Raw genomic sequence first — 22,794 nt, forward strand, 5'->3', positions numbered from 1 at the left:
CTTTGGCTTTACTAAATTAGCTATAAATTTATTAAGCATTTTAAAAGAGTTTATCTATCTCTTTTATCAGATCTTTGCCACTATATTCCGCAAAAAGCTTGACTATTTGCGTGCCTATTATCGCTCCATCAGCATACTTTTTTACTTCATTAACGTCATCTTTGTTTTTGATACCAAAGCCTACAGCTACTGGTAGATCACTCTTTTGCTGAAGCTCTAGAACTAAATTTTTTATCCTATCTTCATCGGCCCTTTTTGAGCCACTAACACCTATCGCACCAAGAGCATAAATAAATCCTGAGCCAAATTTTAATATCTCATCCGCCCTGCCCCCAGAGGTGACGCTGATAAGTGGCACAAGGCATAAATTTAGCTCCTTGCATTTTAGAGCAAACTCCTCGCACTCCTCGCAAGGTAGATCAGGCACGATAAAGCCACTAACCCCAGCTTCACGTGATCTTTTTAGAAATTTATCAACGCCGTAAGCAAAGATAATGTTGTAATAAACCAGAAAAACAAGTGGTTTTGTCACTTTTGCCTTGCAACTCTCAAGCATATCAAAGACAACGTCGGTATTTACGCCATTTTGCACCGTCTCAAAGCTAGCTTGCGCGATGAGTTTGCCGTCAGCCAGTGGATCAGAGTAAGGGATGCCGATCTCGGCTAGATCAAGTGTGCTCTCATCTAAATTTTCTAAAAATTCCTTCGTTTTTTCTAGGCTTGGATATCCAGCCACGATGTAGCCGATGTTTGCTTTTTTGCCGTTAAATGCGCTTCTTACCTTATCCATAAATTTTTCCTTTTTCGTAGCCGATAACCGTGTTTATGTCCTTATCGCCCCTGCCTGAGACGTTTACGACTATGACGCTTTTTTTATCAAGTTTTGGGCAAAGTTTCTCCAGATACGCCAGCGCATGCGCGCTTTCGATGGCCGGGATGATGCCCTCCATTTTGCTTAAGAAATAAAGAGCGTTTATGCACTCATCGTCCGTTACTGCTTCGTATCTTACCCTTTTGATGTCGTTTAGGTGGGCGTGCTCAGGTCCGATACCTGGATAGTCTAGGCCTGCTGAGATGCTGTGTACTGGTGAGATCATACCGTATTCGTCTTGCAAGACGGTCGTTTTCATGCCGTGGATGATGCCAGTCTTGCCTTTAGTAAGAGTAGCTGCATGATAAGGCGTCTCTATGCCAAGACCGCCAGCCTCGATACCTACTAAATTTACACTCTCATCGTCCAAAAACGCACTAAAAATTCCAATAGCATTACTGCCGCCGCCAACGCAGGCGATGACGTAGTCGGCCTTTTTGCCATACTCTGCAAGCTGAGCCTTCGCCTCTGTGCCGATGATGCTTTGAAAGTCACGCACGATCTTTGGATACGGGTGCGGGCCAACGGCTGAGCCGATGACGTAAAATGCACTCTCTATCTCATTTACCCACGCCTGAATAGCCGCTGTAGTCGCCTCTTTTAGCGTTTTTAAGCCGTCTTCTACGCTCACCACTTTTGCGCCAAGAAGCTGCATACGAAAGGCATTTAGCTGCTGTCTAGCCACGTCTGTTGCGCCCATATATACGTCACACTCCAAGCCCAAAAGTGCCGCTGCAGTCGCTGTTGCCACGCCATGCTGACCAGCTCCAGTCTCAGCTAAAATTTTCCTTTTACCCATTTTTTTAGCAAGCAGCGCTTGAGCAAGAGCGTTATTTATCTTGTGTGCACCCGTATGGTTTAGATCCTCTCTTTTTAGATAAATTTCATGTCCGTAGTGCTCGCTTAGGCGCTTTGCAAAAAAGAGCGGACTAGGCCTGCCAACGTAGTTTTTCAAAAGATCATCAAGCTCGTCTTTAAATTCCTTAGTCTTTGCGATGCTAGCATAGGCGCTTTCCAGTTCATCAAGGGCAAACATCACTGTCTCAGGCACGAACTGCCCGCCAAATTTTCCAAAATATGCTTTAGTATTCATCTTCTACCTCACCTATGATCTTTAAAATTCTCTCTATCTTTTGCGCATCTTTTATGCCGTTTTCGTCCTCGACTTTTGAGTTGATATCGACTAGATATGGTCTAAATTTCAGCGCCTCTTTTATGTTGTGCTCGCCTATGCCCCCAGCCATGCCAAATTTAAATTTGACCTCTTTTAAAATTTCCCACTCAAAGCTTGTACCATTTCCTCCAGCATTTTCGCCCTTACAGTCAAATAGCGCCATATCAAAATGCTTAAAATCAACCTCTGGCAAGCTATCTTTCACGCTAAAAACCTGCCAAATCTCAAGCCCCATATCTTTTAAATTTGCACCTAAATTTTCACTCACCACTCCATGCACCTGAGCCACGTCAAGACCAGCAAACTGGCAAATTTCCATTATCTCGCACTCACTTTGCTCAGCAAAAACGCCAACTATTTTTTTGCTCTTACTGTGAGCAAATTTGGCTATCTGCCTAGCTAAATTTAGATCAACCCTTCTTTTACTTTTGGCAAATATCAGCCCTATAAAATCAACATCCAAAGCACAAACCGCATTTGCCTCATCTAGCGTTTTGATGCCGCAAATTTTAACTAGCACCATTACGCTTGCGCCTTTATAAACTCTTCATAAAATTTATACGCCTTGCCAGAATTTATAGCCTCAAGTACCATTTTTTTGGCCTCGTCTGGGCTCTTTGCACCATCGGCTGCATAAAGCGCAAACATCGCATTAAAGACCACAATGTCAAATTTCGCCCCCTGCTCCTCGCCTTTTAGCGTGCGGATCAAGATTTTGGCGTTTTCTTCAGGTGTGCCGCCTTCGATATCGCTGTGAAGTGCTCTTTTAAAGCCAAACTGCTCTGGCGTGATGCTGTACTCAAAAATTTCGCCATTTTTTAGCTCTACAACGCTTGTTTCACTACAAAGCGTGATCTCGTCTAGTCCGTCATCGCCACGAACGACTAGAGCGTGCTTTCTGCCAAGGATTTTAAGTGTCTGGGCGTAGAGTTTTAAGACAGGCTTATGATAGACGCCAACTAGCTGATTTGTAAGGTTTAAATTTGGATTTAAAAGCGGTCCAAGCACGTTAAAAACGGTCCTTATGCCAAGTCTTTGGCGCACCTCTCTCACCTCACCAACTAGCGGATGGAAAAATGGCGCGTGGAAAAAGGCTAAATTTTTACTAGCTAAATTTTCACGCTGTTTTGCCAGTGATTTTTCACTTTTTACGCCTAAAATTTCAAGCACATCAGAGCTACCTGACTTGCTTGAAACTGCCTTATTGCCGTGTTTTGCGACCTTCATGCCAAGGCTTGCAAGGATAAATGCCACAGTTGTTGAGATATTTATCGTCTTAAAACCATCGCCCCCAGTGCCGCAAAGATCGATCATAGGCGTATCGTCGCGGTAAGTTTGCGAGTATTTTAGGATATTTTTCGCGAGCGCAGCAAGACTTTTTGGGTAGAGGCTCTTTTCGCTTATAAGCACCAAAAGTGCCGAAAGCTGCACGATCTCGTACTCTTTACTGGCTATTATCTCACAAATTTGCTCAAAGTCACTATCATCAAGCGGTATGCTCTCTTGAAGCTTGATAAGATATGGCTTAAGTGAGCGAATTTTTGGCTCTTTAACCTCATCTTTTGCTTTGTAATTTACAAAATTTTCAACTATCTTTTTGCCGTATTGTGTGAAGTAGCTCTCAGGGTGAAACTGGATGCCAAAGATCGGCTTATCTTTAACGCTAAGTGCCATTACTACGCCATCGTCGCTCACCGCATCAGCACTTAAGCTAGCTGGGAGCTCATCGACATAAAGTGAGTGGTAGCGCATAACCTCAAAGCGCTCAGGTAGCCCAGCAAAAAGTGGCTCTTTGTTTTTCACATCAATAAACGAGGTTTTACCGTGTAATGGGTTATCTAGTCTTTTTATCTTCGCGCCAAAACTAAGCCCTATGGCTTGGTGTCCAAGGCAAATTCCAAGCACTGGCATGCCAAGGTCGGCTTTTAGAATTTCTAAACAAACTCCGCTATCTTTTGGGTGCTTTGGCCCTGGGCTTAAAATGATCTTGCTTGGGTTTAGTTTTTTGATCTCGTCAAGCGTGATCTTGTCATTTCTAACGCATCTAACCTCTTCATCTGTAAGCTCTTTTACATATTGCTCAACATTAAAAACAAAACTGTCGTAATTATCTATGAGTAAAATCAACCTATATCCTTTAAATTTAGCAGCCGTTGAGCCTTGGCTAAATTTCTATAAATTTAGGCAAAATTATAACTAAAAGAAAGTTTAATTAGGCTTTTGTACGGCTTTCGTAGGCTTTTAAAAGTGAAAGCATGTCGACGTTTTCTAAATTTACGCCAGTTGGCACGCCCTGGGCGATCTTGCTAAATGAAATTTCACTCATACCAAGCTTGTCCTCGATGTAAAGCATTAGTGCATCGGAATTTAGCCCTGGCGTAAAGGCAAAGACGACCTCTTTTGAGCCATTTTGCTTAATCGTACTTCGCAGTCTCTCTATGGCATCCTCGTCGATCTCGTCAAGCACGAAGTAAAAGCCGTTGTAGATGCCATTTTGCTCAAAAACTAAGATATCTTTTGGGCTCTCAACCAGCAATATAACCTCGCTATCCCTGCTCTCGTCGCTGCAAATGTCACAAATTTCATTTTCACTTAGCCCACCGCAACGCTCACAACGTTTAATAAACCTCACCGCATCTTCGATATTTTGAGCGAGTCTTAGCCCTGCAAAGCTATCTTGCATGCAGACAAAGTAAGCAAATCTCGCGGCTGATTTTTTACCAACACCAGGGAGCTTTGCAAAAGACTCAGTTAGCTCGTTAAATTTTTCTAAGCCTCTTTTCATGCTCGCTTCGCCTTTGATCTAAGTAAAATTTTAAATACGTGATAGCCTTCTTCGTAGTCATACACAAGTTCAAATTTTTGCATCTGACAAATTTGCTCGATGATATAAAGTCCAAGCCCCATACCACTCCCCGCGCTCACCTTGTCGCCACGCACAAAGGCTTGCTTGTAGTAATCAATCGGATGATTTAGCTTTTTGCCTAAATTTTTAACCGCTATAAATTCGCTGTCACAAATCAAAATAGCCTTTTTATCCTCTGCGTATTTTAGGGCATTGTCTATCAAATTTTTAATCGCCAAACTAAAAAGCTGAAAATCCACTCTTAATATGACATCGTCTCTGATATCACAACTCACTCGCTCTTCAAATTTATCAAGCATCAGCATATCTTGCACTTGCTCCAATATAAGTGAAAAATGGCACTCTTGGTAGTTTAGTGCGTAGCTTTTAGAAAGGAGCTGTTCAACTTTGCTAAATTCATTTATCAGCATCTCAAGTCGCTCAAATACATTGATAAGTCTCATCTTTTGAGTCTCATTTGCGACCATTTCGGAGACGATCCTGCCCTTGCCAATAGGTGTCTTTAGCTCGTGCATAATCGCACGCAAAAATAGCTGCCTTGAGCGGATGAGCTCTCTGATCTTGCAAACGGCGTTATCAAACTCCACTGCAACCTGTCCGATCTCATCTTGCTCGTTTTCATTTAGTCTAGCCGTCATCGCCATTTCCATATTTCCACTGGCAAATTTTCTAATGTCTTTACTAAGCCTTCTAAGCGGCGAAAGACTTCTAAGAACAGAAACATAAAGTGAGATGAGAAGAGCTGAAACTATTAAGAACGCAACCCAAAGTGGATCATTTACGTGTCTTGCATCGTTACTTTCAAGAAGTAGCTGAAAAGATGGGTTTTTAATAAGCAAATACAAATCGCCTTTGTAATTAACTGATTGCACCACTCCAAGAGGTGTGTGCTGCGTAAAAACAACAGTTCCATTTGTAGCTATTGAAGTGGCTAAATTTTTATTTCCAACATACTCTAAGTAAAAATTTTTAAAATAATGCTCTAAATCTCTTGGGGGATTTCCACGTTCATAGAGTGCGACAAGATAGTTCATCGCACTTATTTGTCTATCCTTTAGTTTTTCTAAAGCGCTTTCTTGCTGAATGTTTGCAAAAGTTACAAAGAGCAAGCACATCAGCGAGAAAGCTATGGCAAAGATAATAGTTATCTTCGTAGTTATGGAATATTTCATCCGATAAGCTTATATCCTATGCCTCTTACTGAAAATATATGTTTTGGGGCTTTTGAGCTATCACCGATTTTTGATCTAAGGCGTCCGATAATAACATCTAAGCTCTTTGAATCTTTATCTTTTAGGCTTTTGCAGTTATAAACTAACTGTTCGCGTGATACTGAAAAGCTGTGCTGCTTAATGAGATAGGTTAAAATTTCATACTCAGCTGGAGTAAGAGCTAATGGCTCATTGTTAAAGTAAATTTCGTGACGTTTATCATCGATCCTAAATGCGCTATCAACGACCTCTTCTTGTACTTCATTTGTCTTTTTATATCTTCTTATAAGACTTGTGATACGAGCATACATCTCTTTTGGATCGTATGGTTTTGGCAAATAATCATCAGCACCAAGCTGAAGTCCAACAACCTTGTCACTAATATCGCTTCTAGCTGAACTTATGATGATAGGAATGTCATATTTTTGGCGAATTTCTTTACAAACCTCAAGCCCATCAATGCCCGGTAAAGTAAGATCAAGTATTAGCAAATCATAGTTTTTTATCCCAGCACTAAGCCCTAAATAAGGATCCTCAAAATTCGTAACTTTTATATTAAAACTATCAAGATATTCAGATAAAATTTGTGCAAATTCTGGATCGTCTTCTATCATTAAAACATTAACCATGAATTATCCTTTTTATTAAAAATAGTAGAGATTATACGGCAAAAATGTAAATTCTTTTTTAAATTTAAACTTTTTTGGGTAAAATCCCATATTTAAAATAAGCTTAATTAACAAGGAAAAATGTGGAATTTGACTATTACGAAATCCTTGAAATTTCAAGAAATGCAAGCGGAGATGAGATCAAAAAAGCCTTTAGAAGGCTCGCTTTAAAATATCATCCAGATAGAAATTCTGGCGACAAAGAGGCTGAACTAAAATTTAAACAGATAAATGAAGCTTATCAAGTTTTAAGCGACGAACAAAAACGCTCTATCTACGACAGATACGGCAAAGAAGGCCTTGAGGGCCGATTTGGTAGCGGTGGCGGATTTAGTGCCGATTTTGATCTTTCAGATATTTTTGACTCATTTTTTGGTGGCGGTTTTGCGAGTAGTTCTAGACAGAGAAAAAGATACTCTGAAAAATACTCAGCCGATCTTGAAATTCCTATAAATTTGGAGTTTAACGAAGCTATTTTTGGTTGTGAAAAAGAGATAAAATTTGATCAAAAAGTGCCTTGCCCAACATGCAATGCAACCGGCAGTAAAGATGGCAAGAGCAAGACTTGCCAGCACTGTGGCGGAAGTGGCAGGATAACACGCGGAAATGGCTTTATGAATATCGTCCAAGAGTGCCCATATTGCCACGGAAGCGGTGAAGTAATAAGTGAACCATGCTCCGATTGTAACGCGAAAGCTTATAAAATCCAGCAACAAACTGTAAAGATTACCATCCCTGAAGGTGTTGATAGTGGCATGAGAATGAGAGTAGCTGGTAAAGGCAATATCGGCACAAACGGCGTTCAAGGCGATCTTTATGTAAGCATAAACGTAAAAGAAGATAAGCATTTCATTCGCCACAACGACGATGTTTATCTAGAAATTCCTGTCTTTTTCACACAAGCTATACTTGGCGAGAGCATAAAAATTCCAACGCTTCGAGGAGAAACTGAGCTAAAACTACCTATTGGAGCAAAGGATAAGCAGCAATTTATCTTTGAAAATGAAGGTATCAAAAGCGTAAATTCCCGCAAAAAAGGTAGGCTTGTAGCGCAAATTTCTATTCAAACGCCTGAAAAACTAAGCGATGAACAAAAAGAGCTTTTAAATAAGCTTCAAATTAGCTTTGGTATAGAATCAGGTAAACCAAATACCGATGAAAGCGTCTTTGATAAGATAAAAAGCTGGTTTAAAGGCGATGAGCCAAAAGGTAAAAAGAAAAAATAAATTTAGATTTGTAACGTTAAATTTGACGTCACAAATTCTTTTAAAATAAATTTTATATATCCTAATTTTTACAAGTAAATTTCACACAAATTTTAAAATTTCATAAGCGAGCAATTTCAGCTCTAAAATTTGAGCTAAGCGGTAAGTGAAGCCAAATTTTAGCAGTCAATTCTTGCGAGTGAATGAAAGTTTTAAAATTTGCAAAGCAATCTAGTTAAATTTAAATGTTTGTTTCTTTTGTTAAGGGGGAAGAGGCTTGAATTACGAAGTCACTCCCTTCCCCCTTAACAATCCCCTAATCCCGACGACGTTAGAAGTGGCATGCCTCAGTACTAACGCACTGCATGCGTTATATTAAATTTCCAGCAAATTATAAAATTTATTATCGAGCATACCACAGCTCTAAATTTAGTGCTAAACGAAATGCGGCCTAAATTTAGTAGCCCGCTAAGGCGAGTGAGTAAGATTTTAAAATTTGCAAAATTGCTTTGTTATATTAAGTAGGCATCAGGCAAATTTTAAAATTTCATGAACGGGGAATTTTGGTTCTAAAATTTGAGCCAAGCAAAAAGCGAAGACAAATCTTAGCAGTCAATTCTTACGAGCAAGCAAAATTTTAAAATTTGCAAGAGAGTATATAAATTTACTCAGTTGCAAGCTCCAAATAATAATCAAGCTGATCGCGTCTGATGATACGTATAAGGTTCGTGCTACCCTCAACGCCCGTAGGGTGACCGGCAGTGACAAGATAGGTCTTGTCGTGTTCGACATATTCCTCTTCATACGCCTTTTTCATAACATTTGCTAAAAGTGAGCTAAGCTTTGTTTTTTCTAGTACAAGTGCTGGCGTAACACCCCAAGCAAGAGTAAGCATGTGCGCTGTTTGTTCATCGTGAGCTACTGCGATGATGTCAATGTTTGTGCGGTTTCTGGCTAATTTTATGGCCGATTTTCCTGAGCCAGTGATTGAGATTAATGCATCTGCTTTTATGCGAACAGCAAGAGATGCGGCACTACTTGCCACCATATCAGTCTCGTCAAAAAAGTCAAAATCATCAAATTTATTATATGGATAGATGCTTTGAGTTTGGATGATCGTTTTACTCATCGCCTCCACGACCGCGACTGGGTTTTTACCGATCGCACTCTCCTCACTTAGCATAACAGCATCAGTGCCGTCTAGCACGGCATTTGCCACGTCGCTGATCTCCGCCCTTGTGGCAGTCTCATGCTCTGCCATGCTTAGCATCATCTGGGTTGCTGTGATGACTGGCTTGCTTGCTGCATTTGCCTTTTTGATGATGAGCTTTTGGATAGTTGGAACCTTATAAAATGGCACTTCTATGCCAAGATCGCCACGAGCTACCATGATACCATCACTCTTTGCGATGATATCGTCTATATTTTCAACCGCATCAAATTTCTCGATCTTAGATAAAACGGCAGCTCTTGAGCCAAATTCTTTTAAGATATTTTTTGCCTTTATTACGTCATTTGCATCTTGCACGAAGCTAATGGCGACAAAATTTACTCCATGCTTTGCGCCAAATTCCATATCTTCTTTATCTTTTTGCGTGATGATCTCGATACCAAGAGCAGTATTTGGGAAATTTACGCCTTTGTTTGAGTTAAGAACTCCATCATTTTCAATGATAGTTTTTACTACTTCTTTACCTTCGCTAACGACCTTTGCTCTTATAGAGCCATCATAGAGATAGACATACTCGCCAACCTTTAGCATAGGCAAAATTTGAGGCTGATTTAGGCTTACTTTATAAATTCCTTTTTCCACTTTTTCACCAACGATATCCTCTGCGTAAATGCTTAGTTCGTCGCCAGCCTTTAGATAAAATGGCTCACTAAGCTTACCAACTCTGATCTTTGGGCCGCAGATATCTTGTAAAATGCCTATTCTTTTATTTAGCTTTTTCTCGATATTTCTTATCTTGTCAATGTTTGATTTATGGTATTCGTGTGTCCCATGGCTAAAATTTAAACGAAAGACATTAACACCTGCTTTTACCATCGCCTCCATTGTCTCTTCATTATCACTTGCTGGCCCCAAAGTAGCTACGATTTTCGTCTTTTTTATCATTTTATGCCCCATAAATTTGATTTTTGCGATTATAACACATTTTAATAATGTAATTTTTTGTATAATAGGCAAAATTTCAAAGGAGAAGATATGAATAAATTTTTATTAGCGTCTCTTGGTTTAGCAGCTGTTGCTTGCGTTGCTATGGGAGATGATAAAGTTTATAAGCTAAAGCTTGCTAGCTCATGGGAGAGCACTATGCCAGTGCTTGGTGATGTGCCAAAAGAGCTAAAGGATAAAGTTGAAAAGATGAGTAATGGCAGACTTGAGTTAAGGATTGATTATCCATCAAAACATAAATCACCTTTTGCGATGCTTGATTTTGCTAAAAGCGGTCAATACGACATTACCTACACAAGTAGCTATTATTATAAAGGCAAAGATGCTAAAACTATATTTTTTACAGCAACTCCATTTATGATGAATACTGACGAGCAAACAGCTTGGTATGAATTTGGCGGTGGTAAGGAGCTTGAGGCAAAAGTTTACGATCCATACAATATCAAAATTTTTAGAGCTGGAAATACCGGCATGCAAATGGGTGGCTGGTTTAAAAAAGAGATAAAATCACTAGATGATATCAAAGGTTTAAAGATAAGAATTCCGGGCTTTGGTGGTGAAATTTACGCTAAACTTGGCGCTAACATCAATACTATCCCAACTGGTGAGCTTTATATGGCTCTTGAGATGGGAACGATCGACTCAGTCGAATGGGTTAGCCCAGCTTATGATATGGCACTTGGCTTTCACAAAGTGGCAAAATACTACTACACAGGCTGGCAAGAGCCAAACGGTGAAACTCAATTTTTCTTTAATAAAAAATCATACGAGAAGCTTCCAGATGATCTAAAAGCGATCTTTGAAGCAGCTGCAGCAGAAGTAGCAAGAGATGCAAATACAAAAGTGTTTTATTCAAATGTCGAGTACTGGGATAAAATGAAGAGCGAGTATCCAGACATCCAAGTAAAATCTTTCCCTCCAGAAGTAATTGCAGCTCTTAAAAAAGCCACAAATGAGCTTCTTGATGAAGAGAGTGCTAAAGATCCATTATTTAAAGAGATCGTTGAATCTCAAAGAGCTTTCCTTAAAAAAGCAAGAGAATGGACTAAAATTTCAGACTACGCTTATATCAAAACAAACGAATAGTAAAATTTAGCAGGGATCTTCCCTGCTTTTTATATTTACTCCAGTTACTTTCAATAAAAATTTTAATCAAAATATTTCTACAAGCTATAAATTTTTAACTTAGTTTAAAACCAAACTTACGAAAATTTTTATAAAAAATAAATGCTGGTGGCTATTATAGATAGAAAATTTCTCTCATTGAGTGCTCAATCTTTGACTCATCGAGTGTATTGTTAAAAAATAAATTTAGTGATAAAACCGCTTGATATAAAAGCATATCGGCCCCATCTTTTACACTAAGGCTGCTTTGCTTGGCCATTTCTAAAAATGGTGTCTGTTTGCCATAAATCACATCAAATGCGAATTTAGCATCTTTAAAAATGCTTTTTAAAATTTCTTTAGGTGCTGGTAAAAAATCATCCTTTAGGCCAGCAGAGGTCGAGTTAATGACTAGATCAAATTTTTGCTCTTCGTAGTTATCCCAGCTAAAGCATTTGTACTCATCTTTAAATTTCTCAAGCCTATCTTTGCTTCTATTTAGTATGCAAACATCAACGCCTTGTTCTCTTAATGCATAAGTTATGGCATTTGCAGTACCGCCTGCTCCAAGGACAATTGCTTTTCTTACATCTTTAAAATTTTTTATTGCTTTTAAAAACCCAGGCGCATCTGTATTGTGAGCATAAATTTTATCATTTTTAAGCACAAGCGTATTTGCAGAGCCTATTTTACGGGCTATGTTTGAAGCTTCATCGGCTAAATTTAAAGCCCACTCTTTATGTGGAAGTGTTACATTTGCACCGTTTAATTTTAAGGATTTAAATTTATTGATTAATTTGCTGCCATCTTTTAGCAAGACTCTTGTGTAAAGTGCTTTTAAGCCCAGGTCTGCAATGGCTTTATTGTGCAGCCTCGGAGATACCGAGTGAGCTATTGGATCTCCAAAGACTGCGAATGTTTTCATTTTGCTCTAAAGATAAAAGCGTCTTTATTGATATCTTTTCTAATGTCGCCTACTGCTTTTTGAAGCGTTTTTTCATCAAATGGACCAACTAAAATTTTAGTCAGTTCACCAACTTTTATAGTCTTGTAGCTATATCCCTTGGTAGCGATATTCTTCATATATTCAGCATGTGGATTAAATTTACTAGTCACAAATACTTGAACATAAGAGCCTTTTGTAGCAGGTTCAGTTTTAGCTGCCTCAGCTTTTTTGTCCGTTTTTTCTATTTTGGTTTCAGCCTTTTTTTCAATCTTTTTATCTACTTTATTTTCAGCCTTAGCTGGTTTTGCCTCACTCTTTTTATCGGTAGCTGCTACTTTTTCGACTTTTTTAACTGAAGTATCTACCTTTGTCTCAGCTTTTTTTGCTGGTATTTCAGCAGGCTTTTCGATAGGCTTAACTATCTCTTTTGGCTCTTCAGTTTTAGAAACAGGCTTATTATTTTCTTTATCTTTTAGCTTTTTGATCATATCTTCAAATTCATCTTGTTGCTTATTTTCAGGCACGATCGGCACTTGCTCAAAAAGCTGTGTATCGCCTTTTTTATTATCTAAATTTGTATCAGCTATTGGAGCTTGTCTATCTACTGGCTGCTCAGCTGGTACTGGAGGAAGCACTAGTCTTGAATCAGCTTCATTTTGAGCTTGTGAAGGATCGCTTGAATTTACTAGCTTCATAGCCACTACAATGATCAAAAAAAGTATAATAAGAGCTGCTATAAATATAAGAAGTTTTTTTAGCTTCAATCCTCTTGCGTCATCATCTCTTTCTAAAAGAATATCTTTTAACTCATCGTTTTCCACTTTTTATCCTTAATTACATATATTTTGACCAACTTGCCCCGCGCTCTTTTTGATAGAGCTTATAAGGTAAAGTTAGTATGTTAAATTCTTTTGGCATATCGATATTTGGAAACATTCTCCACTCTTTAGGCAGCTTCTGTGAAAGCTTTGCGTTGAGCATATTTGCTAGCTGGCAAGCCTCATTTAGCGTAGTGTGGCCTTTATGCACATAAAGATGCAGATGTCCTGGCGTCTTACTCTCGTAGGCTGTAAAATTTATAAAGCCCTCTTCTCTTAAAAGAAGCTGTGCTTTATGCCAAAATCTATCAGGGGTTCTGCCGTTATAGTCAAAGACTATATTTTCAACTTTATCGTATGCATTTATTAAAGAGTGCGCAATAACGGACTTACCCTCTTCATGCTCTTTCATAATATTATAGGTCAGTGGCTCATTTATCTTTTCAAATTTATCAAAGAAAATTTTACCCCTGTATTCTATTTTATTAACGATCGTATCACGCTTGATATAGTAGTGAGTTGTAATAATCTTTATAAGTGCCGTATCAATACTTTGCATCAAAATGTCGCTTTATCATAAATTATAAATTTATGAGCAAGTTCAACTAGCTCAGCTTTTGTCTTCTCTTGCAAAGATGTGTTGTTTATATCGCTTAGCACGTCAGCTATTTTGTTTGCTATTAGTTCAAACTCAGCTTCTTTCATACCACGAGCTGTAAGAGCAGGACTTCCAACGCGTATGCCACTTGTAATAAATGGACTTCTTGTCTCGCCTGGAACCGTATTTTTATTTACTGTTATACCAGCATTACCAAGAGCAATATCAGCATCTTTGCCACTAAATTCGCGGTTTAAAAAGCTCATTAATATCAGGTGATTATCAGTGCCACCACTTACTAGTTCAAAGCCTCTACTTATTAGCACCTCGCCAAGTTTTTTAGCGTTTGCTTTTACTTGTTTAGCATAAATTTTCCACTCAGGGCTAAGGTTGTGCTTAAAACCAACTGCCTTTGCTGCGATAACATGAACAAGTGGTCCGCCCTGGATGCCTGGAAAAATAGAGGCATTTATCTTCTTAGCATACTCTTCATTGTTTGTCATAATGATGCCGCCTCTTGGGCCTCTCAGGGTTTTATGCGTAGTTGAGCTTACGACATCGCAGTATGGGAAAGGACTTTGATGCTCACCAGCAACAACAAGACCAGCAATGTGAGCAACATCTGCAAAAAGTATCGCGCCAACAGCGTCAGCTATCTCTCTAAATTTTTTAAACTCAATCTCTCTTGTATATGCGCTTGCGCCGCAAACGATCATTTTTGGTTTTACTATCTTTGCAATATCCATGACTCTATCGTAGTTTATGCGACCGTCAAGCTCGACGCCATAGAAAAAGCTCTCATACATCTTGCCAGAGCTACTTACCTTCGCGCCGTGTGTCAAGTGTCCGCCATGGCTTAGATCCATGCCTAAAATTTTATCGCCTGGATTAAGCAAAGCGCCATAAACGCCTTGGTTTGCCTGAGAGCCTGAGTTTGGTTGAACGTTTGCAAATTCACATCCAAAAAGCTCTTTACATCTATCGATTGCTATTTGCTCGATCTCATCGACAAATTCGCAGCCACCATAATATCTCTTGCCAGGATAGCCTTCAGCATATTTATTTGTTAGGATTGAGCCCATTACTTCCATAACTTCTGGATATGTAAAATTTTCACTAGCGATCATCTCAAGGTGATCACATTGGCGTTTTAACTCTAAATTTACTAGATCGTAAATGTCCTTATCATAGCTTTGCAAACTCATTTTTCATTCTCCTTTATCTCATTTTTAAGTGGCCTCATCGCTGGGAAGAGTACAACATCGCGAATTGATTTTTTATCCGTTAAAAGCATAACAAGCCTATCGATGCCTATACCCTCACCTGCAACTGGTGGCATGCCGTATCCTAGGGCTTTTACATAGTCCTCATCCATCTCGTGAGCCTCGTCATCGCCTGCGTTTTTAGCATCGATTTGCGCTTTGAAGCGGTTGTATTGATCGATTGGGTCATTTAGCTCATTAAAGCCATTTGCTAGCTCGCGACCAGCGATAAATAACTCAAATCTCTCAGCCACATCAGGGTTTGCGTCACTTCTTCTTGAAAGTGGACTGATCGAAATCGGATAATCAATAACAAATGTTGGGTGGATTAGTTTGCTCTCTACGTAGTTATCAAATAACTCAGCCTGCAAGTGACCAAGATCAAGCTTCTCATTTGCTTCAAGTCCATCAGCTCTTAGTTTTGCTAAAATTTTATCTTTGTCGTTTATTATATTCTCATCTAGTCCACCGATCTCAACAAGAGCTTTTTTGTAGCTTATTCGCTTAAATGGCTTACTAAAATCAATCTCCATGCCGTCAAAATTTACAACTTTTTCCATATCTAGCTTGTCTAAAATGACATTAAAAAGATCCTCTGTAATGCCCATTAAATCGTGGTAGTTGTGGTATGCCCAGTAAAACTCTATACTTGTAAACTCAGGGTTGTGAGTAAGATCCATACCTTCGTTTCTAAAATTTCTATTCATCTCATAAACAGCCTCAAAGCCACCTACTATAAGGCGTTTGAGGTATAGCTCAGGTGCGATCCTTAGGTATCTCTCGACTCCAAGTGCATTGTGAAAAGTGATAAATGGCTTGGCGTTTGCACCACCTGCTATTGGGTGTAGCATCGGTGTTTCAACTTCTAAAAAGCCTTTTTCTTCAAAAAATCTTCTAATCGTACTAATAATCACTGAGCGTCTTTTAAAATCAGCTCTAACTTCAGGGTTCATTATCATATCAAGGTATCTTTGGCGATATCTTGTCTCAACATCGACTAAACCATGGTACTTCTCAGGAAGTGGGCTTATCGACTTTGAAGCAAGGCTAAGCTCGCTTACATGCATAGAAAATTCGCCAGTTCTTGTTATAAATGCATAACCTCTGACATAGACGATATCACCTATCTCTACGTATTTTTTAACGATTTTAAACCACTCTGGATCAAGCGTTTTATTGCTAAAGTAAATTTGTAAATTTCCATCTTCATCTTCGATATTTGCAAAGACCGCTTTTCCAGCATCACGGATAAGCTTTATCCTACCTGCAAGACCTACCAGCTGACCTTCGGCCTTTTTTTCTTCTGTATCATTAATGTAGTTAAATTTTAGTCTAAATTTAGAGATATTCATATCTCTTCTAAGAAAATGCGGATATGGATTAATGCCTAAATTTCTTAGCTCGTCTATGCTTTGTAGTCGTTGAATCTCATGTTGGTTGTCAAATATCACCTTACTTTCCCTTTATATTATTTTTTGAGCATTTTTCACAAATTCCATAAAGCTGCATCATGTGACCAGTTAGTTTAAAGCCATGATCTTTTGCGATACTGATTTGTCTTTTTTCTATCATTGGATCTTCAAATTCTATGATAAGGCCGCACTTTCTGCATATCATATGGTCGTGATGTGGCTTTGTGGCAAGCTCAAATTTTTTACCTTGCGAACCAAAGCTGATTGATGTCACCATCTCTGATTCTTCAAGTAGATTTAGTGTTCTATAAACAGTTGCGATACCAATATTTAGCTCAGGGTGCGTTTCTTTTATAAAAAGATAAAGTTTTTCTGGAGTAAAGTGTTCACCATTGTTGTATAGTGTTTTTAGTAAAATTTCACGCTGTTTCGTGTATTTTAAACCATTGTCGCGAAGCACTCTTTTGAATTTCTCAAGCAACGCATCATATTCTAAATTTTCTATCATCTTATTCCCCTTTTGTGGTATTAGAGTCGGTATTTACACTAGCATTTGCATCCATTGAGATAAATGCGTCAGTTTTATTTGTATCCATTGGTCTTGCCACTATCTCATCTAACTCACTTTTGATATTTTTTACATCAAGATTTGTTATCCATTTGCCAGTTTCTATCAAAACCGGATAAACTTTACTGTTCGCAAAATAAGGAGCAATTATATTATTTAGCGAAGTGCCAGATATTACAGCAACTACTGCCGAAAATGTTAAGAAAATTTTTCCACTTCCCATAACAAATCCACCAAGTCTATCCAAAAAACCAAGTCCGCTTACTGAAACTATTTTTGATAAAAATTTACCAACTAGCAAGCAAACTAGCCAAAAAACTAGCCAAAGAGAGATAAATGCGACAAACTGTAAAAATGAAGGATTTTCAAATTTATATATATTTTTAGTTATAAACTCACCAGATAGATCTGAAAACCTGCTAGCTATAATTAAGCCACCGATAAGTCCGATAAGTCCGAAAGCTTCTTTGATAAGTCCATTTAATATGCCTTTTATGCCAAGCATCAAGACAAGAGCAATAATAATAATATCAAACCACGTTACTAAATCCATTATACAGTTCCTATTAAATTTTGAAGTTCTTGCTGACTAGTTGAATAAGCTAGCGCATTTTCTTTTGTAATCTTACCCTCTTTTAGCACTTTCATCAAAGCCTGAGTTTGCGTACTCATGCCAGTTTGTTGTTGATTTAGCTGCATCTGAGAGTAAATTTGATGTATTTTGTTTTCACGTATCAAGTTTGAGATAGCCATATTGTTTATTAAAATTTCATGCACCGCGCACCTTCCACCGCCTATCTTCGGGATTAGACTTTGTGAAACGACAGCAGTTAGCGAAACACTAAGCATATTTCTTACTTGCAATTGCTCACTTCCATCGAAACTATCAACGATCCTATTTATAGTTTGAATGGCTGAATTTGTGTGAAGCGTACCAAAGACTAAGTGTCCGGTCTCAGCCGCCGTAATAGCCGTTGAAATCGTCTCTCTATCTCTCATCTCGCCCACAAGTATGATATCTGGGTCTTCACGAACCGCAGACTTCAAGGCTCTTGAGTAAGAACTCGCATCAGTACCAATATTTCTATGTGAAAATAGAGCTTTTTTGTTGTTGTGTACAAACTCGACTGGATCTTCGATTGTAATAATATGCTTTCTATAATTTAAATTTATCTCATTAAGCATCGCTGCAAGAGTTGTTGATTTACCGCTTCCTGTCGGACCAGTAACCAAAATAAGACCTTTTTCACGCTTAATAATGTGTTTAAAAATTTGTGGAGCATTTAACTCATCAAGAGATGGGATATTGATTGGGATTATACGAAAAGCAGCTGCTAAGTCACCATTCATTGTATAGTAGTAGTTGCCACGAAAACGGCCAATATCTGGAAGCTCAATCGCAAAGTCAAGCTCTTTATTATTCTCAAGTTCACTTTTTTGTTCATCAGTAATCAAAGCAAAACATAAATTCTCTATATCCTTACCGCTTAATACGCCAAAATCAATGGGCTTTAAAGCACCATCTACTCTTATTTGCGGCTCAGATCTTGAAACAAGGTGAAGATCGCTTGCCTTATCACTCACAACAGTTTTTAAAAGTGTTTTTACATCGCCAGCAAGATTATTAAGGTTATTATCTTCTGGTATTTTTACACTTAAATTCTTCGCCTGAAGCTGTTCGATTAGATCCATATTTTTACCATTATTCTATTATTTTTGGTACAGCAAAAAAATGCCCTTCACGAGAAGGAGCGTACTTTAAGATCGTATCAATCACATCACTTGGTTTTGGCTCATCTTCTCTTAAAGGCGTGCCGCCTTTTATAGAGCTAACTACAGCTTCATCACTGCTTAGATCAAGTTCATTTAAAATATCAACAAAAGATACAATCTCACTTAGTTGTTTTTTTACTTCTTCTCTTTTTTCATCACTGATTTGTAAGGCAGAAAGTTTTTCTAATTTATTTAAAAGAGTATCATCTATTTGCATTATATAAGTAACCTTATTAATTAATTTTGAGCCATTATATCACATTCAAGCTTTAATTTTGGGATAGTTTTAATTTAATTATGTTAAAATCTGCGAATTAAAATTTTTTAAAAATAAAGGAAAAGCGTTGGCTATAAAAGAAGATCTAACACAGATAAAACAAGAGATTGGTGCTCAAGAACAGTTTTTAGAAAGCATGATCAAAGGTGAGCGTTTCTTTAGAAAGTATAAAAAATTTATGATAATTGCCATTATTGTTGCCGTCATTGCAATTATTGGATTTTATTCGAACAAAATAATAAATGATAATAGAATTGAAGATGCAAATTTGGCTTACTCAAAGCTCATTTTAAATCCAAACGATGCAAATGCCTTAAGTATTTTAAAAGAAAAAGAACCAAATTTATATGCACTTTTTTCACTTCAGCAAAAGCTTGATAAAAATGAGACAAATGGCATTAGCGAGCTTGCAAATTTTAAAGTAAATCCTATAGTAAAAGATATTATTCTTTCACAAAATGGTAATGCAAACACTCAAATTTTAAGCGAATATAGCACACTCTTAAAAGGTTTTGAGCTTTTAAAACAAAACAAAATCAAAGAAGCAAATGATGAGTTTAATAAAATTTCACTCGACTCTCAGCTTCAAACTTTAGTTAAAAATTTAAAACACTATCAGGGAATAAAATAATGAAAAAAATTACTCTTTTCTTGGCTTTTGCCTTGGCTTTAGTTTTAAGCGGATGTGGCACAAAAAGACAATATTTCGAGCCAGCTCAAACCTCTGGCAAAATTTCTTTGTCAAAAGATATGCCATCTTATATCAAATCAGCAAATGTAAATGGTGCCACTCTTGATAACGGCAATATTATCACCAAAAACGGCCTAAATACAAACATTAAGTTGCCTGAAAATTTTAATTTCTTAAATGAAAACAACGGCTTTATCATATCAGCTAGTATAAATGGCGATCTAAATGTGACAGATCCTAGTGGACACAGCGTTTATAGCAATAAATTTCCAACAGCAATCGTTGCTGCTTCTCTTGATCAAAACCTATTAGCAGCTATCAGCACGGCAAACCACATCTATCTAATAGACATAAATACCGCAACAACAATAATGGAATATAGCTCGTCTAATATAGCAGCGGTTGATTCAAGGGTCGTAGCACCATTTTTTATGAGCTCGCTTATCGTTTATCCGGCATTAGATGGCAAAATTTATATAGTACAAAAAGAGACTGGTAGAATTTTACGTGACGTGGTCGTAAGCTCTGAAAATTTCTTTAATAACATCATATTCTTAGGCGTTGAGGGCGATAATCTAATTGCAGCAACAGCAAAAAAACTAATCGTCATTAACCCAAGTCAAACGGTTTATTATGACGGTGAGATCAAAGATGTACTAGTTAATAACGATGAAATTTATATCTTTAAAAAAGATGGTACGATCGTAAGAACAAATCTTATGCTAAAAGAGCAAAATAAAGTAAATTTCAAATTTGCCATCTTCTCAGCAGCTACTATTATCAATAATAAGCTCTACATAATCGAAAAAACAGGCTACGTTATAAAAACAAATTTAGACCTCAGTGGAGCTGAAATTTATGAATTTAGCGATGAGATAAAAGATAAAAGCTTTATGGGCAATGATACCTTTTATTATGATAATGAACTTGTTAATTTAGGGCAATGAACCAAAAAATTTGGGAGCTTTTTGAAGCCAAAAAAATCCTTTTAAAAGATATCAAAGCACTTAATACAAGTGAATTTAGTACAAAAAAGACGCTTGATATCTTTTGGGGAGTGGACAATAAGAGCTTTTATAGTCTTATCTTTTTAAGAAAAGCAAAAAGTAGATTGCTACGTAAAGAGGCTTTGGAGCTTGAAGAAATTTCTAAAAAAATAGAGATGAAATTCCAAACAAATCTAAGAAAAAAAACTATATTTTATAGCTCAGAAATTTGTTCTAAAGCCTTAAAAGAACTACAAGACAATAATTGGCGATGTTATGATTTTGTGTAATATAGGCAATACTAACGCTACATTTTTAGAAGATGGCAAAATCTCACGTATGAAAATTTCTGAGTTTAAAAGCTATAAGCCAGAAAAAAAAGTATATTTTATATCCGTAAATGATGAAATTTTAAATATTTTAAAAGATAATAAGATGTTTGTGGATCTAGAACCATTTTTTACTATTGATACGATATATCAGGGTCTAGGTGTAGATAGAATCGCAGCATGTTACTCTATAAATAATGGCGTAATCGTTGATGCTGGAAGCGCCATAACAGTTGACATTATGGCAAATTCTATCCATCTTGGAGGATATATCTTGCCAGGCATTTCAAGTATGCTAAACGCCTACAAAAGTATCTCGCCACGACTTGATATTACTATAAATTCACAAATTGATATAGATGCTCTACCACAAAAAACAGCTGATGCCGTGAGTTATGGCATTATTAAACCAATAATAACTCTACTAGATAAGCTAGCCGGTGATAAAAAAGTCTATTTTACTGGTGGAGATGGCGATTTTTTGTCAAAATTTTTTAAAAATGCTATTTGCGACAAGATGCTAGTTTTTCGTGCCATGCAAAAGCTAATAACTGAAAAGAAAGATATGATAATATGATAACAGTAGCACTACCAAAGGGAAGAATAGCCGAGGCAACACTAGAAATTTTTAGAAAAATTTTTGGTTCAAGTTTTTTATTTGAAGATAGAAAATTAATCCTTGAAGAAGGAAATTTTAGATTTTTAATGGTTCGCAACCAAGATATCCCAACTTATGTCACTGAAGGTGCAGCTGATATTGGTGTAGTAGGACTTGACGTACTTGAAGAGCACAAGCCAAACGTTGTAAGGCTACTGGATTTAAAAATCGGACAGTGCAAAGTTTGCATCGGTATAAAAAATAACTCTGAATTAGATCTAAACCAGCCAGAGCTAAAAATAGCCACAAAAATGCCAAATATAACAAGAAATTATTTTACGAAACAAGCCGTAGCTGTAAAGATCATCAAACTTTATGGCTCGATCGAACTTGCGCCACTAGTTGGCTTAAGTGATGCGATAGTTGATGTAGTCGAGACTGGCTCAACTATGAAACAAAATGGGCTAAAGATCGCTGGTGATATCATGCAAAGCTCAGCTTATCTAATAGCAAATAAAAATAGTTTTATCATTAAAAAAGATGAGATTTTAGAGCTTTACAAAAAAATTAAAGAGGAAATTTAAAGTCCTGCTGCCTCATCATAAAGTACAAAAATTTCTCTAGTGATATAAAGTCCAACTATTCTCTTATAAATTCTTTTAGAATAATGCATTGGTAGTCACTGACACACTTTTTATATTAATTTATCTTAATAGATTGGACTTATCCAAAGAGTGTCTAAATATTACAAAGATGGTAGTTTCTGACGAGCTAAGAGCTAATCATAAGCTAAAGCCTCATCACGAATATCTAAGCTTTGATTGTATTGATTGCCATCAAAGTCAAGGCGATAATCCTAGCAAATTTAAAGAGATCGGTGATAATGGCTGCACTAGCTGCCATACAAATGTGATAGATAGTAACAAAACATCAGCACAAGCTCAAAATATGCATGCCCACTAAAACCTCTTAGCAGTGATAAAGAGCTAAAATGTGTAAGCTACCACTATAATGCAGGATATAGCGCTGGCTTTAGAAATTACCTTGAATACTGGAAGCCAATATATAAAAATTTATGAAAATAAGATGCTTGAGCAAAAGATTGATACTAAGAAAAAATTTTAAAAGATGATTATAACCCTACAAAAGAAGAAGAGGAATTTTTAAAACAAAAGGCTGATAAGAATAATACAAAACATGTTGGTGGGTAGTCTAAACTTTCTATTAATCAGGCAAGCAAAAAGATAAAATAATAAATTTT

At 37.3% G+C, this 22,794-nt stretch carries 24 protein-coding genes and 1 pseudogene; 8 read left to right on the forward strand and 17 right to left on the reverse strand.

Annotation, left to right across the window (positions count from 1 at the left end; genetic code table 11):
• Positions 1 to 40: 40 nt before the first annotated feature.
• From trpA to MTT30_RS06580, 7 genes are all read right to left on the reverse strand, one after another.
• Complete coding sequence (gene trpA / locus MTT30_RS06550) at positions 41 to 790, reverse strand: tryptophan synthase subunit alpha (protein WP_429801408.1); 750 nt, start codon at positions 788 to 790, stop codon at positions 41 to 43.
• Entirely contained in the window at positions 783 to 1,964 is a 1,182-nt protein-coding gene (gene trpB, locus MTT30_RS06555; RefSeq protein WP_429801409.1) for a tryptophan synthase subunit beta, read from the reverse strand. The genes trpA and trpB overlap by 8 nt, the downstream gene beginning before the upstream one ends.
• Entirely contained in the window at positions 1,954 to 2,568 is a 615-nt protein-coding gene (locus MTT30_RS06560) for a phosphoribosylanthranilate isomerase (protein WP_429801410.1), read from the reverse strand. Before MTT30_RS06560 ends, trpB begins: the two co-directional genes overlap by 11 nt.
• Positions 2,568 to 4,172 (reverse strand): anthranilate phosphoribosyltransferase, encoded by a 1,605-nt coding sequence (gene trpD, locus MTT30_RS06565; protein WP_429801411.1) that lies wholly within the window; start codon positions 4,170 to 4,172, stop codon positions 2,568 to 2,570. The genes MTT30_RS06560 and trpD overlap by 1 nt, the downstream gene beginning before the upstream one ends.
• An 85-nt stretch (positions 4,173 to 4,257) precedes the next feature.
• Entirely contained in the window at positions 4,258 to 4,830 is a 573-nt protein-coding gene (gene recR / locus MTT30_RS06570; protein WP_429801412.1) for a recombination mediator RecR, read from the reverse strand.
• Positions 4,827 to 6,083 (reverse strand): ArsS family sensor histidine kinase, encoded by a 1,257-nt coding sequence (locus MTT30_RS06575; protein WP_429801413.1) that lies wholly within the window; start codon positions 6,081 to 6,083, stop codon positions 4,827 to 4,829. Before MTT30_RS06575 ends, recR begins: the two co-directional genes overlap by 4 nt.
• Positions 6,080 to 6,751 carry a response regulator transcription factor gene (locus MTT30_RS06580; protein ID WP_021091583.1) on the reverse strand — a complete coding sequence of 224 codons (672 nt, stop codon included), beginning with the start codon at positions 6,749 to 6,751 and terminating at the stop codon, positions 6,080 to 6,082. The genes MTT30_RS06575 and MTT30_RS06580 overlap by 4 nt, the downstream gene beginning before the upstream one ends.
• 122 nt (positions 6,752 to 6,873) lie before the next feature.
• On the opposite strand from MTT30_RS06580, the gene dnaJ reads away from it, so the two are divergent.
• Complete coding sequence (gene dnaJ / locus MTT30_RS06585; RefSeq protein WP_429801414.1) at positions 6,874 to 8,016, forward strand: molecular chaperone DnaJ; 1,143 nt, start codon at positions 6,874 to 6,876, stop codon at positions 8,014 to 8,016.
• 643 nt (positions 8,017 to 8,659) lie between these two features.
• Here dnaJ and pyk read toward each other — a convergent pair.
• A complete protein-coding gene (pyk, locus tag MTT30_RS06590) occupies positions 8,660 to 10,111 on the reverse strand; it encodes a pyruvate kinase (protein ID WP_429801415.1) in 1,452 nt (483 codons plus the stop codon).
• 90 nt (positions 10,112 to 10,201) lie between these two features.
• Between pyk and MTT30_RS06595 the strand changes: the two genes are divergently transcribed.
• Positions 10,202 to 11,257, forward strand: coding sequence for a TRAP transporter substrate-binding protein (locus MTT30_RS06595; protein ID WP_021091622.1), 1,056 nt, complete (start codon positions 10,202 to 10,204; stop codon positions 11,255 to 11,257).
• Positions 11,258 to 11,411: 154 nt separating this feature from the next.
• Here the strand turns inward: MTT30_RS06595 and MTT30_RS06600 are convergent, their stop codons facing one another.
• The 9 genes from MTT30_RS06600 to gatC are packed head-to-tail and all read right to left on the reverse strand — an operon-like array spanning position 11,412 to position 18,869.
• Entirely contained in the window at positions 11,412 to 12,200 is a 789-nt protein-coding gene (locus MTT30_RS06600) for a shikimate dehydrogenase (RefSeq protein ID WP_429801416.1), read from the reverse strand.
• A complete protein-coding gene (locus tag MTT30_RS06605; RefSeq protein ID WP_429801417.1) occupies positions 12,197 to 13,042 on the reverse strand; it encodes an SPOR domain-containing protein in 846 nt (281 codons plus the stop codon). Before MTT30_RS06605 ends, MTT30_RS06600 begins: the two co-directional genes overlap by 4 nt.
• Before the next feature lie 13 nt (positions 13,043 to 13,055).
• Entirely contained in the window at positions 13,056 to 13,598 is a 543-nt protein-coding gene (locus tag MTT30_RS06610; RefSeq protein ID WP_087579291.1) for a DUF1882 domain-containing protein, read from the reverse strand.
• Positions 13,598 to 14,842, reverse strand: coding sequence for a serine hydroxymethyltransferase (locus MTT30_RS06615; RefSeq protein ID WP_429801418.1), 1,245 nt, complete (start codon positions 14,840 to 14,842; stop codon positions 13,598 to 13,600). Before MTT30_RS06615 ends, MTT30_RS06610 begins: the two co-directional genes overlap by 1 nt.
• On the reverse strand, positions 14,839 to 16,347 hold the full coding sequence (lysS, locus tag MTT30_RS06620) for a lysine--tRNA ligase (RefSeq protein ID WP_223154669.1): 1,509 nt from the start codon (positions 16,345 to 16,347) through the stop codon (positions 14,839 to 14,841). Before lysS ends, MTT30_RS06615 begins: the two co-directional genes overlap by 4 nt.
• A gap of 4 nt (positions 16,348 to 16,351) precedes the next feature.
• Positions 16,352 to 16,819: a Fur family transcriptional regulator gene (locus MTT30_RS06625; protein ID WP_087577804.1), complete on the reverse strand. Its 468-nt coding sequence runs from the start codon at positions 16,817 to 16,819 to the stop codon at positions 16,352 to 16,354.
• A 1-nt stretch (position 16,820) separates the two neighbouring features.
• Positions 16,821 to 17,432, reverse strand: coding sequence for a CvpA family protein (locus tag MTT30_RS06630; RefSeq protein WP_429801419.1), 612 nt, complete (start codon positions 17,430 to 17,432; stop codon positions 16,821 to 16,823).
• Positions 17,432 to 18,571 (reverse strand): type IV pilus twitching motility protein PilT, encoded by a 1,140-nt coding sequence (locus MTT30_RS06635; protein WP_429801420.1) that lies wholly within the window; start codon positions 18,569 to 18,571, stop codon positions 17,432 to 17,434. Before MTT30_RS06635 ends, MTT30_RS06630 begins: the two co-directional genes overlap by 1 nt.
• Positions 18,572 to 18,581: 10 nt before the next feature.
• A complete protein-coding gene (gene gatC, locus MTT30_RS06640) occupies positions 18,582 to 18,869 on the reverse strand; it encodes an Asp-tRNA(Asn)/Glu-tRNA(Gln) amidotransferase subunit GatC (RefSeq protein WP_429801421.1) in 288 nt (95 codons plus the stop codon).
• Positions 18,870 to 18,996: 127 nt separating this feature from the next.
• Between gatC and MTT30_RS06645 the strand changes: the two genes are divergently transcribed.
• The 6 genes and pseudogenes from MTT30_RS06645 to MTT30_RS06670 form a co-directional block, all read left to right on the forward strand.
• Positions 18,997 to 19,560: a hypothetical protein gene (locus tag MTT30_RS06645; RefSeq protein WP_429801422.1), complete on the forward strand. Its 564-nt coding sequence runs from the start codon at positions 18,997 to 18,999 to the stop codon at positions 19,558 to 19,560.
• Positions 19,560 to 20,567 (forward strand): L-seryl-tRNA selenium transferase, encoded by a 1,008-nt coding sequence (locus MTT30_RS06650; protein WP_429801423.1) that lies wholly within the window; start codon positions 19,560 to 19,562, stop codon positions 20,565 to 20,567. The genes MTT30_RS06645 and MTT30_RS06650 overlap by 1 nt, the downstream gene beginning before the upstream one ends.
• Entirely contained in the window at positions 20,564 to 20,896 is a 333-nt protein-coding gene (locus MTT30_RS06655; protein WP_107697452.1) for a hypothetical protein, read from the forward strand. Before MTT30_RS06650 ends, MTT30_RS06655 begins: the two co-directional genes overlap by 4 nt.
• A complete protein-coding gene (locus MTT30_RS06660; protein ID WP_084041953.1) occupies positions 20,883 to 21,512 on the forward strand; it encodes a type III pantothenate kinase in 630 nt (209 codons plus the stop codon). Before MTT30_RS06655 ends, MTT30_RS06660 begins: the two co-directional genes overlap by 14 nt.
• Positions 21,509 to 22,117, forward strand: a complete 609-nt coding sequence (gene hisG / locus MTT30_RS06665; RefSeq protein WP_087580348.1) for an ATP phosphoribosyltransferase — start codon at positions 21,509 to 21,511, stop codon at positions 22,115 to 22,117. The genes MTT30_RS06660 and hisG overlap by 4 nt, the downstream gene beginning before the upstream one ends.
• 157 nt (positions 22,118 to 22,274) lie before the next feature.
• A pseudogene (locus MTT30_RS06670) lies at positions 22,275 to 22,436 on the forward strand (cytochrome c3 family protein); the annotation flags it as partial.
• Positions 22,437 to 22,794: the final 358 nt, after the last annotated feature.

Origin of the sequence: Campylobacter concisus (assembly GCF_050447445.1) — a bacterium.
Taxonomy (GTDB): Bacteria; Campylobacterota; Campylobacteria; order Campylobacterales; family Campylobacteraceae; genus Campylobacter_A; species Campylobacter_A concisus_BI.